18 protein-coding genes are annotated in these 18,497 nt (G+C 61.6%); 12 read left to right on the top strand and 6 right to left on the bottom strand.

Annotated features, from left to right (window positions below; all coding sequences use genetic code 11):
* The first annotated feature begins 2 nt into the window (after nt 1-2).
* From EB231_RS23190 to EB231_RS23170, 5 genes are all read left to right on the top strand, one after another.
* Nucleotides 3-425 (top strand): VOC family protein, encoded by a 423-nt coding sequence (locus EB231_RS23190; protein ID WP_172350865.1) that lies wholly within the window; start codon nt 3-5, stop codon nt 423-425.
* Complete coding sequence (locus tag EB231_RS23185; protein ID WP_172350864.1) at nt 425-1,201, top strand: AAA family ATPase; 777 nt, start codon at nt 425-427, stop codon at nt 1,199-1,201. Before EB231_RS23190 ends, EB231_RS23185 begins: the two co-directional genes overlap by 1 nt.
* Nucleotides 1,198-1,719 carry a CoA-binding protein gene (locus tag EB231_RS23180; RefSeq protein WP_172350863.1) on the top strand — a complete coding sequence of 174 codons (522 nt, stop codon included), beginning with the start codon at nt 1,198-1,200 and terminating at the stop codon, nt 1,717-1,719. Before EB231_RS23185 ends, EB231_RS23180 begins: the two co-directional genes overlap by 4 nt.
* Before the next feature lie 247 nt (nt 1,720-1,966).
* Nucleotides 1,967-3,247 (top strand): O-acetylhomoserine aminocarboxypropyltransferase, encoded by a 1,281-nt coding sequence (locus EB231_RS23175; protein WP_172350862.1) that lies wholly within the window; start codon nt 1,967-1,969, stop codon nt 3,245-3,247.
* Nucleotides 3,248-3,339: 92 nt separating this feature from the next.
* Nucleotides 3,340-3,687, top strand: a complete 348-nt coding sequence (locus tag EB231_RS23170; protein ID WP_445299324.1) for a cupin domain-containing protein — start codon at nt 3,340-3,342, stop codon at nt 3,685-3,687.
* Between the two features lie 10 nt (nt 3,688-3,697).
* Here EB231_RS23170 and EB231_RS23165 read toward each other — a convergent pair whose 3' ends face one another.
* The 3 genes from EB231_RS23165 to EB231_RS23155 all read right to left on the bottom strand — a co-directional run bounded on the left by EB231_RS23165 (nt 3,698) and on the right by EB231_RS23155 (nt 6,782).
* Nucleotides 3,698-4,414, bottom strand: a complete 717-nt coding sequence (locus EB231_RS23165; RefSeq protein WP_172350861.1) for a transporter substrate-binding domain-containing protein — start codon at nt 4,412-4,414, stop codon at nt 3,698-3,700.
* A 34-nt stretch (nt 4,415-4,448) separates the two neighbouring features.
* Nucleotides 4,449-5,396, bottom strand: a complete 948-nt coding sequence (locus EB231_RS23160) for a hypothetical protein (RefSeq protein WP_172350860.1) — start codon at nt 5,394-5,396, stop codon at nt 4,449-4,451.
* Between the two features lie 135 nt (nt 5,397-5,531).
* Nucleotides 5,532-6,782 carry a cytochrome P450 gene (locus tag EB231_RS23155; protein WP_172350859.1) on the bottom strand — a complete coding sequence of 417 codons (1,251 nt, stop codon included), beginning with the start codon at nt 6,780-6,782 and terminating at the stop codon, nt 5,532-5,534.
* A 104-nt stretch (nt 6,783-6,886) separates the two neighbouring features.
* On the opposite strand from EB231_RS23155, the gene EB231_RS23150 reads away from it, so the two are divergent.
* Nucleotides 6,887-8,023, top strand: a complete 1,137-nt coding sequence (locus EB231_RS23150; RefSeq protein ID WP_172350858.1) for an NAD(P)/FAD-dependent oxidoreductase — start codon at nt 6,887-6,889, stop codon at nt 8,021-8,023.
* Here EB231_RS23150 and EB231_RS23145 read toward each other — a convergent pair.
* Nucleotides 8,013-9,392: a pyridoxal phosphate-dependent decarboxylase family protein gene (locus EB231_RS23145; protein WP_172350857.1), complete on the bottom strand. Its 1,380-nt coding sequence runs from the start codon at nt 9,390-9,392 to the stop codon at nt 8,013-8,015. The two genes, EB231_RS23150 and EB231_RS23145, sit on opposite strands and share 11 nt — an antisense overlap.
* A 49-nt stretch (nt 9,393-9,441) precedes the next feature.
* The gene (locus tag EB231_RS23140; protein WP_172350856.1) at nt 9,442-10,032 is read right to left on the bottom strand and encodes a hypothetical protein; all 591 of its coding nucleotides are present in this window, start codon (nt 10,030-10,032) and stop codon (nt 9,442-9,444) included.
* A gap of 341 nt (nt 10,033-10,373) precedes the next feature.
* On the opposite strand from EB231_RS23140, the gene clpP reads away from it, so the two are divergent.
* The 4 genes from clpP (at nt 10,374) to EB231_RS23120 (ending at nt 15,830) form a co-directional block, all read left to right on the top strand.
* On the top strand, nt 10,374-11,003 hold the full coding sequence (gene clpP / locus EB231_RS23135) for an ATP-dependent Clp endopeptidase proteolytic subunit ClpP (protein WP_056562366.1): 630 nt from the start codon (nt 10,374-10,376) through the stop codon (nt 11,001-11,003).
* Nucleotides 11,004-11,298: 295 nt separating this feature from the next.
* Nucleotides 11,299-12,573 (top strand): ATP-dependent Clp protease ATP-binding subunit ClpX, encoded by a 1,275-nt coding sequence (gene clpX, locus EB231_RS23130; protein WP_023759839.1) that lies wholly within the window; start codon nt 11,299-11,301, stop codon nt 12,571-12,573.
* A gap of 273 nt (nt 12,574-12,846) precedes the next feature.
* Nucleotides 12,847-15,258, top strand: a complete 2,412-nt coding sequence (lon, locus tag EB231_RS23125; RefSeq protein ID WP_140767873.1) for an endopeptidase La — start codon at nt 12,847-12,849, stop codon at nt 15,256-15,258.
* Between the two features lie 299 nt (nt 15,259-15,557).
* The gene (locus EB231_RS23120; RefSeq protein WP_006201846.1) at nt 15,558-15,830 is read left to right on the top strand and encodes an HU family DNA-binding protein; all 273 of its coding nucleotides are present in this window, start codon (nt 15,558-15,560) and stop codon (nt 15,828-15,830) included.
* Between the two features lie 88 nt (nt 15,831-15,918).
* On the opposite strand, the gene EB231_RS23115 is transcribed toward EB231_RS23120, so the two are convergent.
* A complete protein-coding gene (locus tag EB231_RS23115; protein WP_172350855.1) occupies nt 15,919-16,941 on the bottom strand; it encodes an aldo/keto reductase in 1,023 nt (340 codons plus the stop codon).
* Between the two features lie 104 nt (nt 16,942-17,045).
* On the opposite strand from EB231_RS23115, the gene EB231_RS23110 reads away from it, so the two are divergent.
* Together EB231_RS23110 and EB231_RS23105 are read left to right on the top strand one after the other, a co-directional pair.
* Nucleotides 17,046-17,672, top strand: coding sequence for an SIS domain-containing protein (locus EB231_RS23110; RefSeq protein WP_172350854.1), 627 nt, complete (start codon nt 17,046-17,048; stop codon nt 17,670-17,672).
* A gap of 3 nt (nt 17,673-17,675) precedes the next feature.
* Nucleotides 17,676-18,419: a creatininase family protein gene (locus EB231_RS23105; RefSeq protein WP_172350853.1), complete on the top strand. Its 744-nt coding sequence runs from the start codon at nt 17,676-17,678 to the stop codon at nt 18,417-18,419.
* Nucleotides 18,420-18,497: the final 78 nt, after the last annotated feature.

The following is an 18,497-nucleotide window of genomic DNA, read 5'->3' as shown; positions in this document are numbered from 1 at the left end:
CCGTGGAACCGCGTATCTCCATCGTCACCATCGCTACGGACGATCTCGACCGCGCCGTGCGTTTCTACGAGACGATGGGCCTGAGACGGCATGGCGGCATCACCGACGGTGTCGCCTTCTTTCAGATGGGCGGCGCCATTCTCGGCCTGTTTCCGCGTGCCAGCGCCGAGGAGGATTCGGGTATCACCTTCGCCAAGGCGCCTTCCGCCGTCTACCTTGCCTACAACACCCGCTCCGACGCCGAAGTCGACGAAGTGCTCGCCATGGCTGAAAAAGCCGGCGGCCGCATCGTCAAGCCGGCAGGCCGTGCCTTTTGGGGCGGCTGGTACGGCTATTTCGCCGATGCCGACGGGCATGTCTGGGAAGTAGCACACAATCCGGCCTTTCCGATCGCCGAAGACGGCACGATTTCGCTGCCTGATTGATGGCCTACCGCAAACAACTGACACGGCTCAAGGCGCCCTATCTCAAGCGTATACTGCTCGATCCGGAGCGGGTGTCCGACTGGGAAAGATATCCCTGGAACCTGCCGCTCTTTCGCGGCCGCGAGTTCGAACTCGCATTCAACACCCCGATCACAATCATCGTCGGCGAGAACGGCACCGGCAAATCCACGCTTCTCGAGGCGATCGGCGCTTTGGCCGGCTACGACGAGGCCGGCGGCGGCAAGGGCTATCGCCCGGTCGACCACTCCAGCGCCATCGACAAGAGCGGTGCCGCGTTAGCCGACAATTTTCGTTGCCACTGGCTGCCGAAGGTTACCACCGGTTGGTTCTTCCGCGCGGAATCCTTCTATTCCGTTGCCCGTTACCTCGACGAGGCGGCTAGGGAATCCGGCGGGACGCCGCCTGACTTCCTGTCCTGGTCGCATGGCGAAGGCTTCATCCGTTTCTTCGAGGAGCGTTGCCGCAGGCAAGGAATCTACATCCTCGACGAGCCTGAAAGCGCGCTCTCGCCGTCGCGCCAGATCGAACTTCTGAAGATGCTGCGCCGCATGGACCACTCGGGCGCCGCGCAAGTGATCATGGCGACGCACTCGCCATTATTGATGGCATGTCCCGGCGCGCGACTGTTCCGCATCAGCCGTTTCGGGCTGGAGCCCGCCGACTTCCGGGATACCGACCACTTCCGCATGTTGCGCGATTTCAGCAATGATCCGGATGGTTTTCTCGCCGAGGCGTTGTATGAGGACGAGGCATGAATCACGATAGCTATGACAACACCTATATCGGCGGCATCCTCAATTCGGTGAAGACGATCGCCATGGTCGGCGCATCGGCCAATGACGTCAGACCGAGCTATTTCGTGCTGAAATACCTGCTGGCCAAGGGGTTTACGGTATTTCCGATCAATCCCGGCCAAGCAGGCAAGGAGATCCTTGGCCGGATGACCTATGCCCGGCTGGCCGACCTTCCGGGACCGATCGACATGGTCGACATTTTTCGCGCCGCAACCGCGGTGCCCGGCATTGTCGATGAGGTGCTAAAGCTCGATCCATTACCGAAGGTCGTCTGGATGCAGCTTGGCGTGCGCCATGACGAGGCGGCCGCCCGCGCCGAAGCCGCCGGCATCAAGGTGGTGATGAACCGTTGCCCCAAGATCGAGTACGGCAAGCTGTCCGGCGAGATCGGCTGGACCGGTGTCAATTCGGGGGTGCTGTCATCAAAGAAGCCCCTGATGCGCCAGGGCTTCCAGAGCTTTGGCGTGCGCCAGAAATGATGCATGTCGCCCAAAAGTGCGCAGCGGTTTTGGGATAACGACATGCACAAAAAGGATGCCTAAGGCGCGTCGCATGGATTCCTTCAAACGCGACGTGCCTTAGGCGCAAAATTTTTCCGGGAAGAAAGAGTATTTTCTGGCGCGTTCATCGCAGATCGTTTGCCGAAAGGTATTTTCTTCTTTGCATTCATGCGCGGCCTTCGCCAAGAATGCGCGGCCAATTCGAGAAGTTCAAAGGGAGGTTTAAGTGACCCGTACGCCCGGTTTCAACACGCTCGCCGTCCATGCCGGCGCCAAGCCCGATCCGGCCACCGGCGCGCGCGCCACGCCGATCTACCAGACGACCTCCTTCGTCTTCGATGACGCCGACCACGCCGCCTCGCTGTTCGGCCTGAAGGCGTTCGGCAACATCTACACCCGCATCATGAACCCGACGCAGGCGGTGCTCGAAGAGCGCGTCGCCGCACTCGAAGGCGGCACGGCTGCCCTTGCGGTCGCGTCCGGTCACGCCGCGCAGGTGATCGTGTTCCACAATCTGATGCAGCCGGGCGACAATTTCGTCGCCGCGAACAAGCTTTATGGCGGTTCGATCAACCAGTTCGGTCACGCCTTCAAGAATTATGGCTGGGAAGTGCGCTGGGCCGACACCAACGACATCTCGACCTTCGAAAGCCAGATCGACAACAGGACCAAGGCGATCTTCATCGAGAGCCTTGCCAATCCGGGCGGCACCTTCGTCGATATCGAGAAGATCGGCGACATCGCCCGCAAGCACGGCCTGCCGCTGATCGTCGACAACACGCTGGCCTCGCCCTATTTGATCCGGCCGATCGAGCATGGCGCGGACGTCGTCGTCCACTCGCTGACCAAGTTCATCGGCGGCCATGGCAATTCGATCGGCGGCGTCATTGTCGACGGCGGCACCTTCGACTGGTCGAAGTCGGGCAAGTACCCGATGCTGTCGGAACCGCGCCCCGAATATGGCGGCCTCGTCCTGCACGAGACCTTCGGCAATTTCGCTTTCGCCATAGCCGCGCGCGTGCTCGGCCTGCGCGACCTCGGCCCGGCGATCTCGCCTTTCAACGCCTTCCTCATCCTGACCGGCCTCGAAACCTTGCCGCTACGCATGCAGCGCCACTGCGACAATGCCGTCACGGTCGCGGGCTGGCTGTCCAACCACCCCAAGGTCGCTTGGGTGAACTATCCCGGCCTGCCCAGCGACAAGAACAATGCGCTGCAGAAGAAATACTCGCCGCTTGGCGCAGGCGCCGTGTTCACCTTCGGCCTCAAGGGCGGTTATGAGGCCGGCGTCAAATTCGTCGAGGCGCTCGAGCTGTTCTCGCATCTGGCCAACGTCGGCGACACCAAGTCGCTGGTCATCCATCCGGCTTCGACCACGCACCGCCAGCTTTCCGACGAGCAGAAGGTCAAGGCCGGCGCCGGCCCGGACACGGTGCGGCTTTCCATCGGCATCGAGGACGTCACCGACATCGTCGCCGACCTTGAACAGGCGCTCGCCAAGGTTTGATTCTTTTACCCTCCCCCTTGTGGGGAGGGGCGGCGCGCAGCGCCTGGGTTGGGGTGAGCCGGCATACGCCGGCTCTTTCATGGAGGCAAATTCTGTCCGCGCATTACCTGACAATATCTATTGACGGCGTCGAACCCGAATCTGGCGCGCCGGCGCCGGATCGGCTGATCTCGGGCGATCCGAAATTCCGCACCTGGAATGTCGAGGAGCGTGACGATGGCCTCTATGCCGGCATCTGGGAGTCGACCCGGGGCAAATGGCGCATCGTCTATAACGAATGGGAGTTCTGCCACATCTTGTCCGGCGTTTCGGTGATCGCGGAAGACGGTGGCGAAGCGCGCACCGTCAAGTCCGGCGACAGTTTCGTGCTGAGGCCGGGCTTCAAGGGCAGCTGGGAAGTGCTTGAAACGACCCGCAAGGAGTATGTGATCAAGCTGTGATCATTCCGGGTCAGACGACGCGATCGATGTCGCTGTCTGAAAATTCGTATCGGGCCATCATCCGCCGGTGCCAGTCGCCGCCGAGCAGTTCATCGAGGCAATCATCGATGCGTTGGAGCAGGCCAGCATTCTCCTTGGCGATCGCGAATGCACCGGCCGATGGCTGTTTTTCGGCCGCGGCAATCTCGACAAGTCCAAGCGGCATTTCGGGTCGCCGCGCCAGATAACCTCGGTGCGCCATGGCAACGCTGGCATAGGCATGCACCACGCCGTCGGCAACAGCCCGTGCTGCATCCGCCTGTGTCGCAAACGGCCTGATCTGGTTGGGCGAGACGCCATTCCGCAACGCCGTGAGATGCTGGACCTGATCGGTGATGACGCCGATCAAGGCGGTGGGATTTTTCGCAATCGATTGATAGCCGTCGAAGCCGCACGGATTGCCTTGCATGACCAGCAACCCATCCTGCAAAGACCAGATCGGCCGGGTGAAGTCGACAATCTGCCTGCGCTCATCGGAGACGAACAGCCCGGTCGTCATGGTCCAGCGGCCGTTCACCAGTCCTGGCAACAATTCGGCGAATTCAGTTCCGATCGCCGTAAAATCCCTGAGACCCAGCATGCCGCTGACCCTTTGCGCAAGCTCGACGTCACAGCCCGAAACCTCGGACGATCCGTCGGTAAAGCAAAATGGCGGCTCTTCCAGAAAGGCGAATTTCATTGCGGTCATCGGTTCCGGCGGTCAGATGTCATGTTAAGGCAACCTACTTCGCCGGAAACTGGCTGAGGCAGGCTTCCGACGCCTTGTCGTGCGCCGTCAGAAGATCGGCGTCCTGCGCTTCGAGATCGGAATCCGATATCTCGTCGCGATAATATTGCGCCAGGAGGTCGAGCCCTTCCTGGCTGACGCCATGGGTCGGGATCTCGCGGGCAAGGCAGCCGCAGAGACTGAGCGCACGATCGGGCGAGCCGGTCTTGTGATTGGTCAGGATGAAATCCTGAGCCGGGCAGGCGTCGAGAAAGCCGTTGAAGTTCAGCTTCCGCTGCGGCTGGTCGCCATGGTTGAAATAGGCCGGCGGCCATTGGCTCTTGCCGCTCGCGACATCGCAGCCCGTGGCGATGTCCTGGGCATCTCTCGTGAGGGTGAGCCAGGCATTCTCCTTGTCGCCCGTGGGGTACTTGAAATCCTGGCCAACCATCGAGGCCGTATAGGCATCAAGGTCGGCCTGTGTGAAACCGAGCGTCTGAAATCGGTTGAACTGGCATTGGCAAGCGGCACTCACTTGCTCTTGCGACTGCTGGCTCAGCTTGTTCTTCTGACAAGCTGCGACAAAGGCAGCGCCAGCCAGCGACGATGCCGGAAAAGTCGAAGCATCGATATAGCGCGTTCCATCCCAGCCGATCGTCATCTTGTCGGACTGGATGTCGAAGAAACCGTTTCGTTTGAAGGGGCTGAGTGCGATCTTGTCTTGCGGCACCAGCCGCGCTCCGGGAACGCCGCCGAGAACTTCCTGATAGCTGTCGCCTTCCAGGACGAACAGGAAATTGCCGCAATTGACGCCGTCGCAGCCCGGTGCGTAGCGGTAGGCGAAGATTTCAGGCAAGCCGTCGAGGTTGAGATCGACCTCGATGGCGAAGGATGCCAGCGGCAGGCCCTTCGACCCGGTCTGCCGCTCCAGTAGGCTCATCGCCATCTTCTGGGCAATGGCCATGCTGTTTTCCCAGGGAATGTTTTCCGGCTGTTGCTGGGTGCGTGCCGCTCCCATGCAGGCGCATAGAAACGCCAATGCGAACGCTGTCGCCGGTCTCCAAAACAGTCTCATCGCGCAGCCCCAGGCCCGCGATCGTCAGAAGCCGACGGCGAGCGTTTCCAGCCCATGGAAGTGGTAAGTGTCGCGGAAGCGGGGCTGTTCGGCAAGATGCAGTCGCGGGTGCCGGTCGAACAAAGTCTTCAGCGACACCTGCAATTCGAGCCGGGCCAGCGGCGCGCCGATGCAGAAATGAATGCCGGCGCCGAAGGACACGTTCTTCTGGTCCGCACGATCCGGCCGGAAGGCCTGCGGTTCGGCAAAGGCGCGCGGGTCATGATTGGCCATGCCCAGCAAGAGCCCGATGGTCTGGCCCGGCTGTACGACGATGCCGGGCGCCACTTCGATCTCCTGGTAGGCGTAGCGCGTGAACATGTGCAGCGGTGCGTCGAAGCGCAGGCATTCCTCGACTGTGGCAGCGGTCGCTTCGGACGAGGTGAAGAAGCGGCTGGGGTCACCGCCTTGCGCCAGGATCGAGCGCACCGCATTGCCGGTCTGGTGCACGGTCGCCTCGTGGCCGGCATTGAGCAGCAGGATCGCCGAGGACACCATCTCGTCCTCCGACAGCCTCTGGCCGTCTTCCTGCGCCGAAATCAGCAGCGAAAGCAGATCGTCACCAGGGTTCTTGCGTCGTTCGGTGACGTAGCCGCGCAGGAAATCGGCGAATTCGCGCGCGGCGCGGTTGGCCGTCTCCTCGGTCTCGCGGGTGCGGCCATGGATGTACATGGCGACCATTTGATGCGACCAGTCGAGCAGTTGCGGTCCCATCTCGACCGGCACGCCGAGCATTTCGGCGATGATGGTGATCGGCAGGGGCGAAGCGAAGGCGGGCAAAAGGTCGACTGGACCAGTCGGATCAAAACGGTCGATCAGCTCGTTGGCAAGTGCCTCGACCCGCGGTCGCAGCCGTTCGACCTGGCGCGAGACAAAGGCCCGGTTGACCAGCGTCCTCAGCCGCGTGTGCACCGGCGGTTCCAGCTCCAGCATCGAATTGGCTTCGATGCCGTCGAATGCCGTGAGATGGCTTCGGTCCTGGCCGACGCCGCGGCTGTCGGGAATGCCGGCCGGGTTCTTGCGGCCGAAACGGCGATCGCGCAGCAGCCGGTTGACATCGTCGAAGCCGCCGAAGCACCTGAAGCCGAACTCTTCCCAGTAGAACGCATTCGATCCGCCGTGCAGGAACGCATAGGCCTCGTACGGATTCAGGAAGAAAGCCGGCTCGTGCGGGTCGAGCCTCAGTTGGCGTGTGGCTGGATCAAAGGCGATGTAGGGCAGCGTCAATTTGGTCATGCCAGACCCATAGCGCGGCTTGCCAGCCTCGTTCCAGACCGTATGTTGGCGCGCGACAACCCATGAATTGAGCCAGCCGAAGCGGCTGCGGAAGGTCTGAGCGGATGAATGTGATTGTCGTTGGTGCGGGTATCGCCGGTCTCTCCACGGCGTGGTCCCTGGTCAAGGCGGGCCACAGCGTGTCGATCGTCGAGCAGGGACCGATCCCCAATCCGCTGGCCGCGTCGGGCGACCATCACCGCATCATCCGTCGCGCCTATCGGGCCGGAACCGGCTACGGCCGGCTGATCACAGAGGCCTATGAAGCCTGGGACGAGATGTGGGCCGATCTCGGCGAAAGTCATCTTGATGCGCGCGGCTTCGTCTGCTTTTCGCGCGAGCCCGGTGACGAGGCCGAGGAATACCGCCAGGGCCTGGAAGAAGGGAATTTTCCCTTCGAACTGTTCGAGCCCGACGCCGCGGTCAAGCGTTGGCCTTTCCTTGAGCCAGGCTCGTTCCGTTATGCCTACTACTCGCCGGAAGGCGGCGCGCTCCACTGCCGCAAGATCGCGGCGGAATTGGCAAGCTGGTTGCGTGCCAACGGCGCCAATGTCTACGAGAAGAGCAAGGTCACCGCGATCGACTCCGAGGCCGGTCATGTCGTGCTCGAAAGCCGCGAAACCATGCAGGCCGACCGCATCGTCGTTACGGCCGGCGCTTGGGTTCTGAAACTTTTCCCGGAGCTGGGCGGCGAACTGAAGACCTATCGAACAGCCCTTGCCTATGTCGAACCGCCGGTCGACCTGAAGGCAGCCTGGGAGGCGGCACCCGTCGTCCTCGACGTCGGCGGCGCTGTCGATGGCTACGTAATCCCGCCCTCCGGCGGCGCCGGCATGAAATTCGGGTCAGGTCTGCACCGGGTACCGACCAGCGACGCCGACTGGAATCGTGAGCCGGTGCCGGGCGAGGGCGAGGCGATCCGCAACCTGTTTTCGCCGCCGATCGCCCGCATCGAGGAGTATGAGGTGACCGAGGTCGTCACCTGCGCCTACACTTTCACCGAGGACGAGAAATTTCTCGCCCATGAGAAGGGCAGGTGCCTTGTCGTCTCGGCTTGCTCAGGTCACGGCTATAAGTTCGGGGCGGCGGTCGGTCGGCGCGTTGCGGCTGCTGTCGGGGATGGCGATGTCGCGGGGCTGAAGCGCTGGTTGCGGGCGGAGGTGGCAAGCCAGGCCGAAGACGTGCGACGGCTCAGTGATTGAGCTCGTCAGCGGCGGCAATGACTTCGGAAACAATGGCCCGTACGGCATCTGGCGTCGTTCGGTGATTGACGAAACACGCCCGCAGCGCGAACTGGCCGTTGATCGAGGCATTTGACAGATACACGCGACCGCGCGCAATCACGCGGCGCAGGATCGCTTCATTGTCCTTCGAGCGGTGGCGAAAACAGACCGCGCTCAGCGATACCGGCGCAACCTGTTCCAATTCAGGCCTCGTTGCGATTGTCTGAGCCAGCATTTGCGCATGGTGGAGATCGCGCGCAATGGCTTCGCGATAGGCACTGCGTCCGTGATATTGCAGCGACATCCAGAGCTTCAGCGCGCGGAAGCGTCGCGAGAGCTCGATCGACTCCTCAAAGAAGGCAAATGCTTCCGTGGGGTCTTCGCTCAGTACCCTCACGTAATCGTCGCTGTGCGAGAACGTCCTGCGCGCGATGTCTGGATGGCGATTGAGCAGGCAGCCGCAATCGAGTGGTTGATAGAGCCATTTGTGTGCGTCGAGCGACAGTGAATCCGCCAAGGACAATCCCTGGAATTTTTCCGGAACCGCCAGAGCCGCCAGTCCCCCATAGGCACCGTCGACGTGCATCCACAGGGCCTCTCTTCGGGCGATGTCGGCAATTTCGGGGAGGGGATCGATCGCGCCGGAGACGATGGTCCCGACCGTGGCCACGATGGCGATTGGCGTGTTGCCGGCCTCGCGGTCGGCGGCTATTGCCGCCTGGAGGGCATCCGGGCGCATCCTGAATTTATCGTCGACAGGGATCAGGCGAAGATTTTTTCTGCCTATGCCCAAGAGCGCGACGGCCTTTGGAATCGACATGTGCACTTGTTCGGAAGCATAGATCACGCAGGGTCGTGCGCCTGTTTCGTTGGCTGGCAGCTTCGCTTCCCGCGCCATCGCCAGCGCCATGAGGTTGGCCATCGAGCCGCCACCGCACAGGCTGCCGGTAAATCCCGCGCAGCCGACGGCTTCCGCCAACCATCCAACAGCGGTGCGTTCGATCGACGTCGCCGCCGGCGCCGACCGCCACGACGTCACATTCTGATTGAGCACCGCGGCCAGCAATTCGCCCAGGACGCCGATTGGTTCGCCTGAGCCGAGGACGTAACCAAAGAATCTGCCGGTTGCAGGCCGCGCATGCTCTGCGATCGACTTGAAGTCCTGGAGGACGTCCCGGCCACGCGCATTCTCCGCCCAAGGCCGCGAGAAGAGTTCAGTCGTATTCTTGCCGCTGGTCGAGGGGTACGCCCGACGTTCCTCGACGGACGCCCAATAGTTTTTGGCCAGATCCAAGGCTTCTTCCGCAAGATCCGATAGTTCCTGATTGGAAATTTCCAGGTCGCGCATGTCCTCAGCCCAACGGAGACCCGCTGTGGCGCAGGCTATGCCATGCCCACTAATCTTGGCAATGCCTGGGAATATGCACGCGCCGCCAGCCTGACGACCCTTCACGCACCAGCACACGCCGCGCCACGGTCTGGTAAGACGCGGGTACGTCGATGATGCGTCTTTGCTCCGGCTGCACCAGGACTTCCTCGGCGATGCTGTCGTATTGCGCTGGAATGACGACCCGCCGCGTGCGTTCAGGTTGGATCACCACGGTCTCGGCGACGCGTTCGTAGCGTGCCTTGTGCCAGATCTTGCACAGCACCCTGCGGCCATGGATGACGCGCCATTCCCAGGAATAGCCGCCGCCATCGACCCTCACCGTGTGATAGACGGTGCGCGTGACGGCGGGCACGACCTCGTAGGTCACTCGTGCCGGAACGGTCATCACCACGCGTTCGCGCGTGCCGTAGATGGGCGGGGTGTAGTCGACCTGCTGGCCAGGTGGGCTGACCATCACGTCTTCATAGACAGTGTCGTAGAGGTCAGGCGTGCGGACCGGTTCGTAGCATTCCACGGCGCGGCCGCCGGCTGCCGTCTGCGAAGTCATGCCGAGCATGGCCAGCCCGGCAACGGCGAAGGATACGCTTCTCCTGTACATGACACTCCCCCTGTTTGAACCGCAGCCACAAGTTCAACGTTGAATTGTAGGGGAAGCGCTCCCGGAGAAAAGCGGTTTCGCCGCATTTCGTTAAGTGACGCGGTTAAGAAATTGCTACGCGCCGGCGGCTTGGTTGTGCGGCCATGGTGCGTTGGAGGCCGTCACCGTGACGAATCCTTGGCCGTAAAGCTTGATTCGACTTACCCAGATGGCTAGGACGGGTCGGCCTTGCACAAGGATGAGCCGGCATCCTATCTACGGAACAACGATCCAGAACCGATTCTGCCCGATCTGCCGGCATTCCCGGCGCCGGAATCCCACCGCGAGATAAGAGATATCAGATGAAGAACCCCGTCGAAACCTACATGAACCTCGTTCCGATGGTGGTCGAACAGACCAATCGCGGCGAGCGGGCCTACGACATCTTCTCCCGCCTCCTCAAGGAGCGCATCATTTTCATCACCGGTCCGGTCGAGGACGGCATGGCGACGCTGGTTTGCGCGCAGCTTCTGTTCCTTGAAGCCGAGAATCCGAAGAAGGAAATCAATCTTTACATCAATTCGCCGGGCGGCGTCGTCACCTCGGGCATGGCGATCTACGACACCATGCAGTTCATCAAGCCGGCCGTGTCGACGCTCTGCATCGGCCAGGCGGCCTCGATGGGCTCGCTGCTGCTGACCGCCGGCCACAAGGACATGCGCTTCGCCACGCCGAACGCCCGCATCATGGTTCACCAGCCGTCCGGCGGCTTCCAGGGGCAGGCCTCCGACATCGAGCGCCATGCCATGGATATCGTCAAGCTGAAGCGCCGTCTCAACGAGGTCTACGTCAAGCACACCGGCAAGAGCTACGAAGAGATTGAACGCACGCTCGACCGCGATCATTTCATGACCGCCGACGAAGCCAAGGATTTCGGCCTCATCGACAAGGTCATTTCGTCGCGCGAACCGGCCGAAGGCGCTGTGGCATAAGGACTTGGTGGCAGTTGGATGGCACCATCACGCGCTTTTGGTGCCTCTTGCGGCATTTCGGCCACAATTGGCTGTTCCCTCGACGGTCGGGATTGCCTACGTTAAGGCTATGTTGATTTTCGACGGCTTAGCTTTGTGTGGGGTTGCTGCGAATCATTGCCACGTTTTCTGATTTGTGTTTCGTACGGAATACGTTGCGGGAGCCGGGATACTGGCGGCGGCGGATTCCCGCGATAAATAGGGTATGCGCCCTTTCAGCCAGACCATCGGCGGGCGGCCATGAAAGGACAGGAAAATGAGCAAGGTCGGCAACAACAGCGGGGACTCGAAGAACACGCTTTATTGCTCGTTTTGCGGCAAAAGCCAGCATGAGGTGCGCAAGCTGATCGCCGGTCCGACGGTCTTCATCTGCGACGAATGCGTCGAGCTCTGCATGGACATCATCCGTGAGGAGAACAAGACCTCGATGGTGAAGTCGCGCGAGGGCGTGCCGACACCGCAGGAGATCCTCAAGGTTCTCGACGACTATGTCATCGGCCAGCCCTACGCCAAGCGCGTGCTGTCGGTGGCGGTCCACAACCACTACAAGCGCCTCGCCCATGCCGGCAAGAACAACGATGTCGAGCTGGCCAAGTCCAACATCCTGCTGATCGGTCCGACCGGTTGCGGCAAGACGTTGCTTGCGCAGACGCTGGCCCGCATCATCGACGTGCCCTTCACCATGGCGGACGCGACGACGCTGACCGAAGCCGGTTATGTGGGCGAGGACGTCGAGAACATCATCCTGAAGCTGCTGCAGTCGGCCGACTACAATGTCGAGCGCGCCCAGCGCGGTATCGTCTACATCGACGAGATCGACAAGATTTCGCGCAAGTCCGACAATCCCTCGATCACCCGCGACGTGTCGGGCGAGGGCGTGCAGCAGGCACTGTTGAAGATCATGGAAGGCACGGTCGCCTCCGTGCCGCCGCAAGGCGGCAGGAAGCATCCGCAGCAGGAATTCCTGCAGGTCGACACCGCCAACATCCTGTTCATCTGCGGCGGCGCCTTCGCTGGGCTGGACAAGATCATCTCGGATCGCGGCCGCAAGACCTCGATCGGCTTCGGCGCTATCGTTGCCTCGCCCGAGGATCGCCGCACCGGCGATGTCTTCCGCCTGGTCGAGCCCGAGGATCTGTTGAAGTTCGGGCTCATTCCGGAGTTCGTCGGCCGTCTGCCGGTTCTGGCGACGCTGGAGGATCTCGACGAGCCGGCGCTGATCCAGATCCTGACCGAGCCGAAGAACGCGCTGGTCAAGCAGTATCAGCGGCTGTTCGAGATGGAAAACGTCGACCTGACCTTCCACGAAAACGCCCTGTCGGCGATCGCCAAGCGCGCCATCGAGCGCAAGACCGGCGCGCGCGGCCTGCGTTCGATCATGGAAGCGATCCTGCTCGACACCATGTTCGAACTGCCCGCCCTGGAAGGCGTGCGCGAAGTGGTGATTTCGGAGGAAGTGGTGACCGGCAGCGCCCGGCCGCTCTATATCTATTCCGAACAGAAGGAAAAGAAGGGCAACGTCAGTGCCTGACATGGCACTCCACCCTATATTTTTATGGAACGGCGCCGTTGCGGCGCCGTTTTGCTGTGAAGGGCACGCGACTTCGGCGATGGAGTGGATTGCGGACGATGTTAACTCTTGATCTTTGCCCCGCCTGCATCCACCTAACACCAGAAGGCCGAGGTGCCCGATTTCTGTGCTGTAAAACTCCCGTCACAAACGGTGGTAGGCGGAACGATCCCCGGTCGTTAATATGAGATTCGCGGTTGGCCTGATGGCGACCGCGACATGAAAGGTTGGACAATGGCCAAAATATCCAAGGCTCCCAGCGACGGCGTCTACGCAGTCCTCCCACTGCGCGACATCGTGGTGTTCCCGCACATGATCGTTCCGCTCTTTGTCGGGCGCGAAAAGTCGATCAAGGCGCTGGAAGAGGTGATGGGTCAGGAGAAGCAGATCCTGCTTGCCACCCAGATGAATGCCGCCGATGACGATCCCGAGCCCGATGCGATCTTCGATATCGGCACGCTCGCCAATGTGCTGCAATTGCTGAAGCTGCCCGACGGCACCGTCAAGGTTCTGGTCGAGGGCGCCTCGCGTGCGAAAATCGTCTCCTTCACTGACCGTCCCGACTTCCACGAAGCCCGCGCCGCGGCGCTGGTCGAGCCGGAGGAGGAGGAGGTCGAGGTCGAGGCGCTGGCCCGCTCGGTCGTCACCGACTTCGAGAACTACGTCAAGCTGAACAAGAAGATCTCGCCTGAAGTGGTGGGTGCCGCCAGCCAGATCGACGACTATTCCAAGCTCGCCGATACGGTTGCCTCCCATCTCGCCATCAAGATCCCTGAAAAGCAGGAAATGCTGGCCACGCTCTCGGTCAAGGAGCGGCTGGAAAAGGCGATGGGCTTCATGGAAGCCGAGATCTCCGTGTTGCAGGTGGAGAAGCGCATCCGCTCGCGCGTCAAGCGCCAGATGGAGAAGACGCAGCGCGAATACTACCTCAACGAGCAGATGAAGGCGATCCAGAAGGAACTCGGCGAAGGCGAGGACGGCCGCGACGAGGCCGCCGAGATCGAGGCGCGCATCAAGAAGACCAAGCTCTCCAAGGAAGCCCGCGAAAAGGCGGAAGCCGAGTTGAAGAAGCTGAGGACGATGTCGCCGATGTCGGCTGAATCGACCGTCGTGCGCAACTACCTCGATTGGCTGCTGTCGATCCCGTGGGGCAAGAACTCCAAGGTCAAGCAGGATCTGGCCTATGCCCAGAACGTGCTCGATACCGATCACTTCGGCCTCGACAAGGTCAAGGACCGCATCGTCGAGTACCTGGCCGTGCAGAGCCGCCAGAAGAAGCTGAAGGGGCCGATCCTGTGCCTCGTCGGCCCTCCCGGCGTCGGCAAGACCTCGCTCGGCAAGTCGATCGCCAAGGCGACCGGTCGCGAATTCATCCGCATGGCGCTTGGCGGCGTGCGTGACGAAGCCGAGATCCGTGGCCATCGGCGCACCTATATCGGCTCGATGCCCGGCAAGGTCATCCAGTCGATGAAGAAGGCGAAGAAGTCCAACCCGCTCTTCCTGCTCGATGAGATCGACAAGATGGGCCAGGACTTCCGTGGCGATCCGTCGTCGGCGCTGCTCGAGGTGCTCGACCCCGAACAGAACTCGACGTTCATGGACCATTACCTCGAGGTCGAATATGACCTGTCGAGCGTGATGTTCGTGACGACGGCGAACACGCTGAACATCCCTGCGCCCTTGATGGACCGCATGGAGATCATCCGTATCGCCGGTTACACCGAGGACGAGAAGATCGAGATCGCCAAGCGGCATCTGATGCCGAAGGTGATCCGCGATCACGCGCTGCAGCCGAAGGAGTTCTCCGTCGGCGAGGATGCGATCCGCGCCATCATCCAGACCTACACCCGCGAAGCGGGCGTCCGGAGCCTGGAGCGCGAGCTGATGAAGCTCGGGCGCAAGGCGGTGACCGAGATCCTGAAGACGAAGAAGAAGACGGTGAACATCACGGCGGCGAACCTCGCCGACTACCTTGGTGTCCAGCGCTTCCGCTTCGGCCAGGTCGAGGCTGATGATCAGGTCGGCGTCGTTACCGGGCTTGCCTGGACGGAAGTCGGCGGCGAGCTGCTGACGATCGAAGGCGTCATGATGCCCGGCAAGGGCCGCATGACGGTGACGGGCAACCTGCGCGACGTGATGAAGGAATCGATTTCGGCGGCGGCCTCCTATGTCCGCTCGCGGGCCATCGATTTCGGCATCGAGCCGCCGCTGTTCGACAAGCGCGACATCCACGTGCACTTGCCGGAAGGCGCCACGCCGAAGGACGGTCCGTCCGCTGGTGCTGCCATGGCGACAGCCATTGTGTCGGTACTGACGGGCATTCCGGTCCGGGCCGATGTGGCGATGACTGGCGAGATAACGCTTCGCGGCCGCATCTTGCCGATCGGCGGCCTCAAGGAGAAGTTGCTCGCCGCTCTGCGCGGCGGCATCAAGAAGGTGCTTATCCCGGAAGACAACGCCAAGGATCTGGCGGAGATTCCGGACAACGTGAAGAACGGCATGGAGATCATTCCGGTCTCACGCGTCGGTGAGGTGTTGCGCCACGCGCTGGTGCGTATGCCGGAGCCGATTGAATGGGTTGAACCGGTCAATCCGCCGGCCTCGACCGACAGTGCCGATGATGCTGGAAAGTCGCTTGCACATTAGAGCGCCGCGCGTCCGATTGGACGCGTAAAGGACGCTCTAACACTATAGACTTGCGCATGGTCCTTTCCGAAAACCGGCTACGGTTTTCGGGGTCATGCGTTAGAAATTTCTAAAGTTGCAGCGCACAAACAGAAAGCCGGGCCTCGCGCCCGGCTTTTTCATGTGAAAAACCCCGGATTTCCGGGCTTTTTCCCACTTTTTCCTGCCTTTTCGACTTGGTTGCGGGAACGCTTCTTTCTAAAGTCCGTTTCCTGCCGGATGAGTCGTTAGTTCCGGTGTTCTCATGGAAGGGAATTTTTATGAACAAGAACGAACTGGTGTCCGCTGTCGCCGACGCCGCGAGCATTTCGAAGGGTGACGCGCAGTCGGCGGTCGATGCGGTGTTTTCCGTCATCACCGGCGAACTGAAGAAGGGCGGCGATGTCCGGCTTGTCGGCTTTGGCAATTTTACCGTGTCAAAGCGTGCGGCCTCGACTGGCCGCAACCCCCAGACCGGCGCTGAAGTGAAGATCCCGGCACGCACCGTGCCGAAGTTTTCGGCCGGCAAAGGCCTCAAGGACGCCGTCAACTAAACGCGTTTTTCTTTTTCAGAGACCAGAAAAGCCGGGCTTGCCTCGGCTTTTCTTTTTTGGGCCTGACACCGGCGCTGATGGTCCCCGGTTATGCGGTCGGCGCATCGGCGCTCATCAGGCCTTCCTTCTTGAGGTCGGCCCAAAGGGTTGCTGGCAGTTCCGCGTCGAGCAGCGCCCGGTTGCTTTCGACTTCGCTCGGCCGCTGGCCGCCGGGGATCACCGAGACGACCGACGGATGCAGCAACGGAAATTGCAGCGCCGCCTCGATCAGCCTGACGCCATGGCGTTTGCAGACAGCCTCGATGCTGGCGACCCGTTCGAGAATGTCCCTCGGCGCTTCGGAGTAATTGTAGTAGGCGCCGGGTTTTGGCCCCGTCGCCAGGATCCCGGAATTGTAGGGGCCGCCGAGAACGATGCCGATGCCGCGTTTTTGGCAGAGCGGCAGGAAGGATGTCAGCGCTTCCTGTTCGAGCAGCGTGTAGCGCCCGGCAAGCAGAAACAGGTCGAAATCGCCGCGCTCGGCCAGCGTCTGAGCAACCTGCCATTCGTTGATGCCGCCGCCGAACGCCTTGATGACGCCCTGGTCGCGCAGCGACAGCAGCCCGTAATAGCCCGAGCGCATGAATTCCTCGATGCGCAGGTCGGACGCCTCCTTGCTGCCATGGGTGAAGATGTCGACATCATGCACGAACAGTATGTCTATCCGGTCGACGCCAAGCCGCTCGAGCGAGGCCTCGAAAGAGCGCATCACGCCGTCATAGCTGTAATCGTACACCTCGCGGCGCGACGGCGTGTCGAAGAACTTGCCGATGCCCGTGCGCTGCTCGGGCGGGCAGGCGCGCATCAGGCGGCCGACCTTGCTCGACAGCACATAGTCATCGCGCTTCTTGCCGCGCAGGAAGGGATTGAGGCGCGTTTCAGACAGGCCGAGCCCATAGAGCGGCGCGGTGTCGTAGTAGCGGCAGCCGGTCGCCCAGGCGGCATCCAGCGTGGCATTGGCATCCTCGTCCGAAACGGTGCGGTAGAGATTGCCGAGCGGTGCCGTGCCGAAGCCGAGCTCGGTAAAGGTGATGCCGCCATTGCCGATGCGGTCGAAATGCCGTGTCTTCATGTCCTGCAGTTTCCCGGGTTGATTTGTCTGGCATGACACTATCACGCCTGTGATCAGGCAAAAGCGTTGCGCGGCGTTGGACACCCATTTTCGCGGTTGCTAGCATGAACCAGATCAAGCTGTTCGTGAAAAAAATCCCGGACGATTTCGAGGGTGGATTTGCAGTGAGCGGCCCGAGCGAAAACCTGTTCAAGACCGCGCTCGATGAACTCGGCGGCGTGTTGGCACGCGTGGATGAAGGCAGCATCGAGGCCGCCTGCAAGCAGTTGGCAGAAGCCAGACAGATCGTCGTCTATGGCTGCGGCCGCGAGGCGTTGCAGGTCAAGGGTTTCGCCATGCGGCTCTTCCATCTCGGTCTGCCTGTCTCGGTGGTCGGGGACATGACCACGCCGCCGCTGGGCCCAGGCGATGTTTTCCTGTCCAGTTCCGGGCCGGGAGAAACCTCGACAGTGCTGACCTTGATGCAGGTTGCGCGCAACGCCGGCGCGACCAATCTGCTGCTGACCGCCCAGGCCGGTGGCAGTGCCGCGGGGCTGGCCGACACCACGCTGATCATCCCGGCCCAGACCATGGCCGATGACCAGGGTCCACAAAAGACTTCGGTCCTGCCGATGGGCTCGGTGTTCGAAGGAGCCCTGTTTCTGCTGTTCGAGGTGATGGTGCTGAAACTCAAATCCCTGACCGGTGCGTCGCCGCAAGCCATGCGCGCGCGACACACCAACATGGAATAGACCATGCGTTATGAATTGATGCTGCCGCACCAGATCCGCAAGGCGATCGCGCAGAATTGGCCGGTCGCGCTGCCGCTGGGCGTGCTTGAATACCATGGCGAGCACATGGCTGTCGGCATGGACACTCTGGCCGTCATCAAGACGCTGGAACTGTTCGAGCAGGAGAGGGATGTCGTCATCCTGCCGCCCTTCTACTACGGCGCGGCGAGTTACGCGGTGGCGCCGCCGGAAGGCACTGGTTCGGTGCAGGTCGGCGGCAATCAACTGGCCCCATTCGGCGAGGAGCTGTTCTACAGCCTGCTGCGCATCGGCTTCCGCAACATCCACGCCATCGTCCATCACCAGACCGAGAACTTTGCCGCCGGCATGCCGACCGATCTCGCCTTCAAGACCGCCGGCCGTCAGGCGATCTTCCGTTTTCTCGAAAAGCAGCGCGGCGAGGGCTGGTGGGGTTCCGAGACGATGGCTGACTATTATGCCGGACATGCCGAGGGGGAAAACTTCTTCAACTGGGTGCAGGTGCATCCGTTGATGCCGGCGGCCATGAACGGCAAGTACCCGTTCGACCATGCCGGCGTCGGCGAGACATCGCTGATGCTGGCACTATGCCCTGAAGCTGTCGATGTCGCCCGCTTCGCCGACAATACCGGCTGGTATACGGCGGGCGCCAAGGATGCATCGGCGGAACTCGGGCAAAAAGGCGTTGCCATGATCATGGATCACCTGCGGTCCATCCTGAAGACTTAACCGCGGTTTTTCAGCCGTTCCGCCCGGTAAGTCCGACCTTGCCAGGCGCTTGGCATGCACCCTTGCCGTAGCGGTCAT

Source organism: Mesorhizobium sp. NZP2298 (assembly GCF_013170825.1).
In the GTDB taxonomy this organism is placed as follows: Bacteria; Pseudomonadota; Alphaproteobacteria; order Rhizobiales; family Rhizobiaceae; genus Mesorhizobium.
Note: the sequence above shows the minus strand (reverse complement) of the source record. Positions and strands in the feature narration are given on the sequence as shown.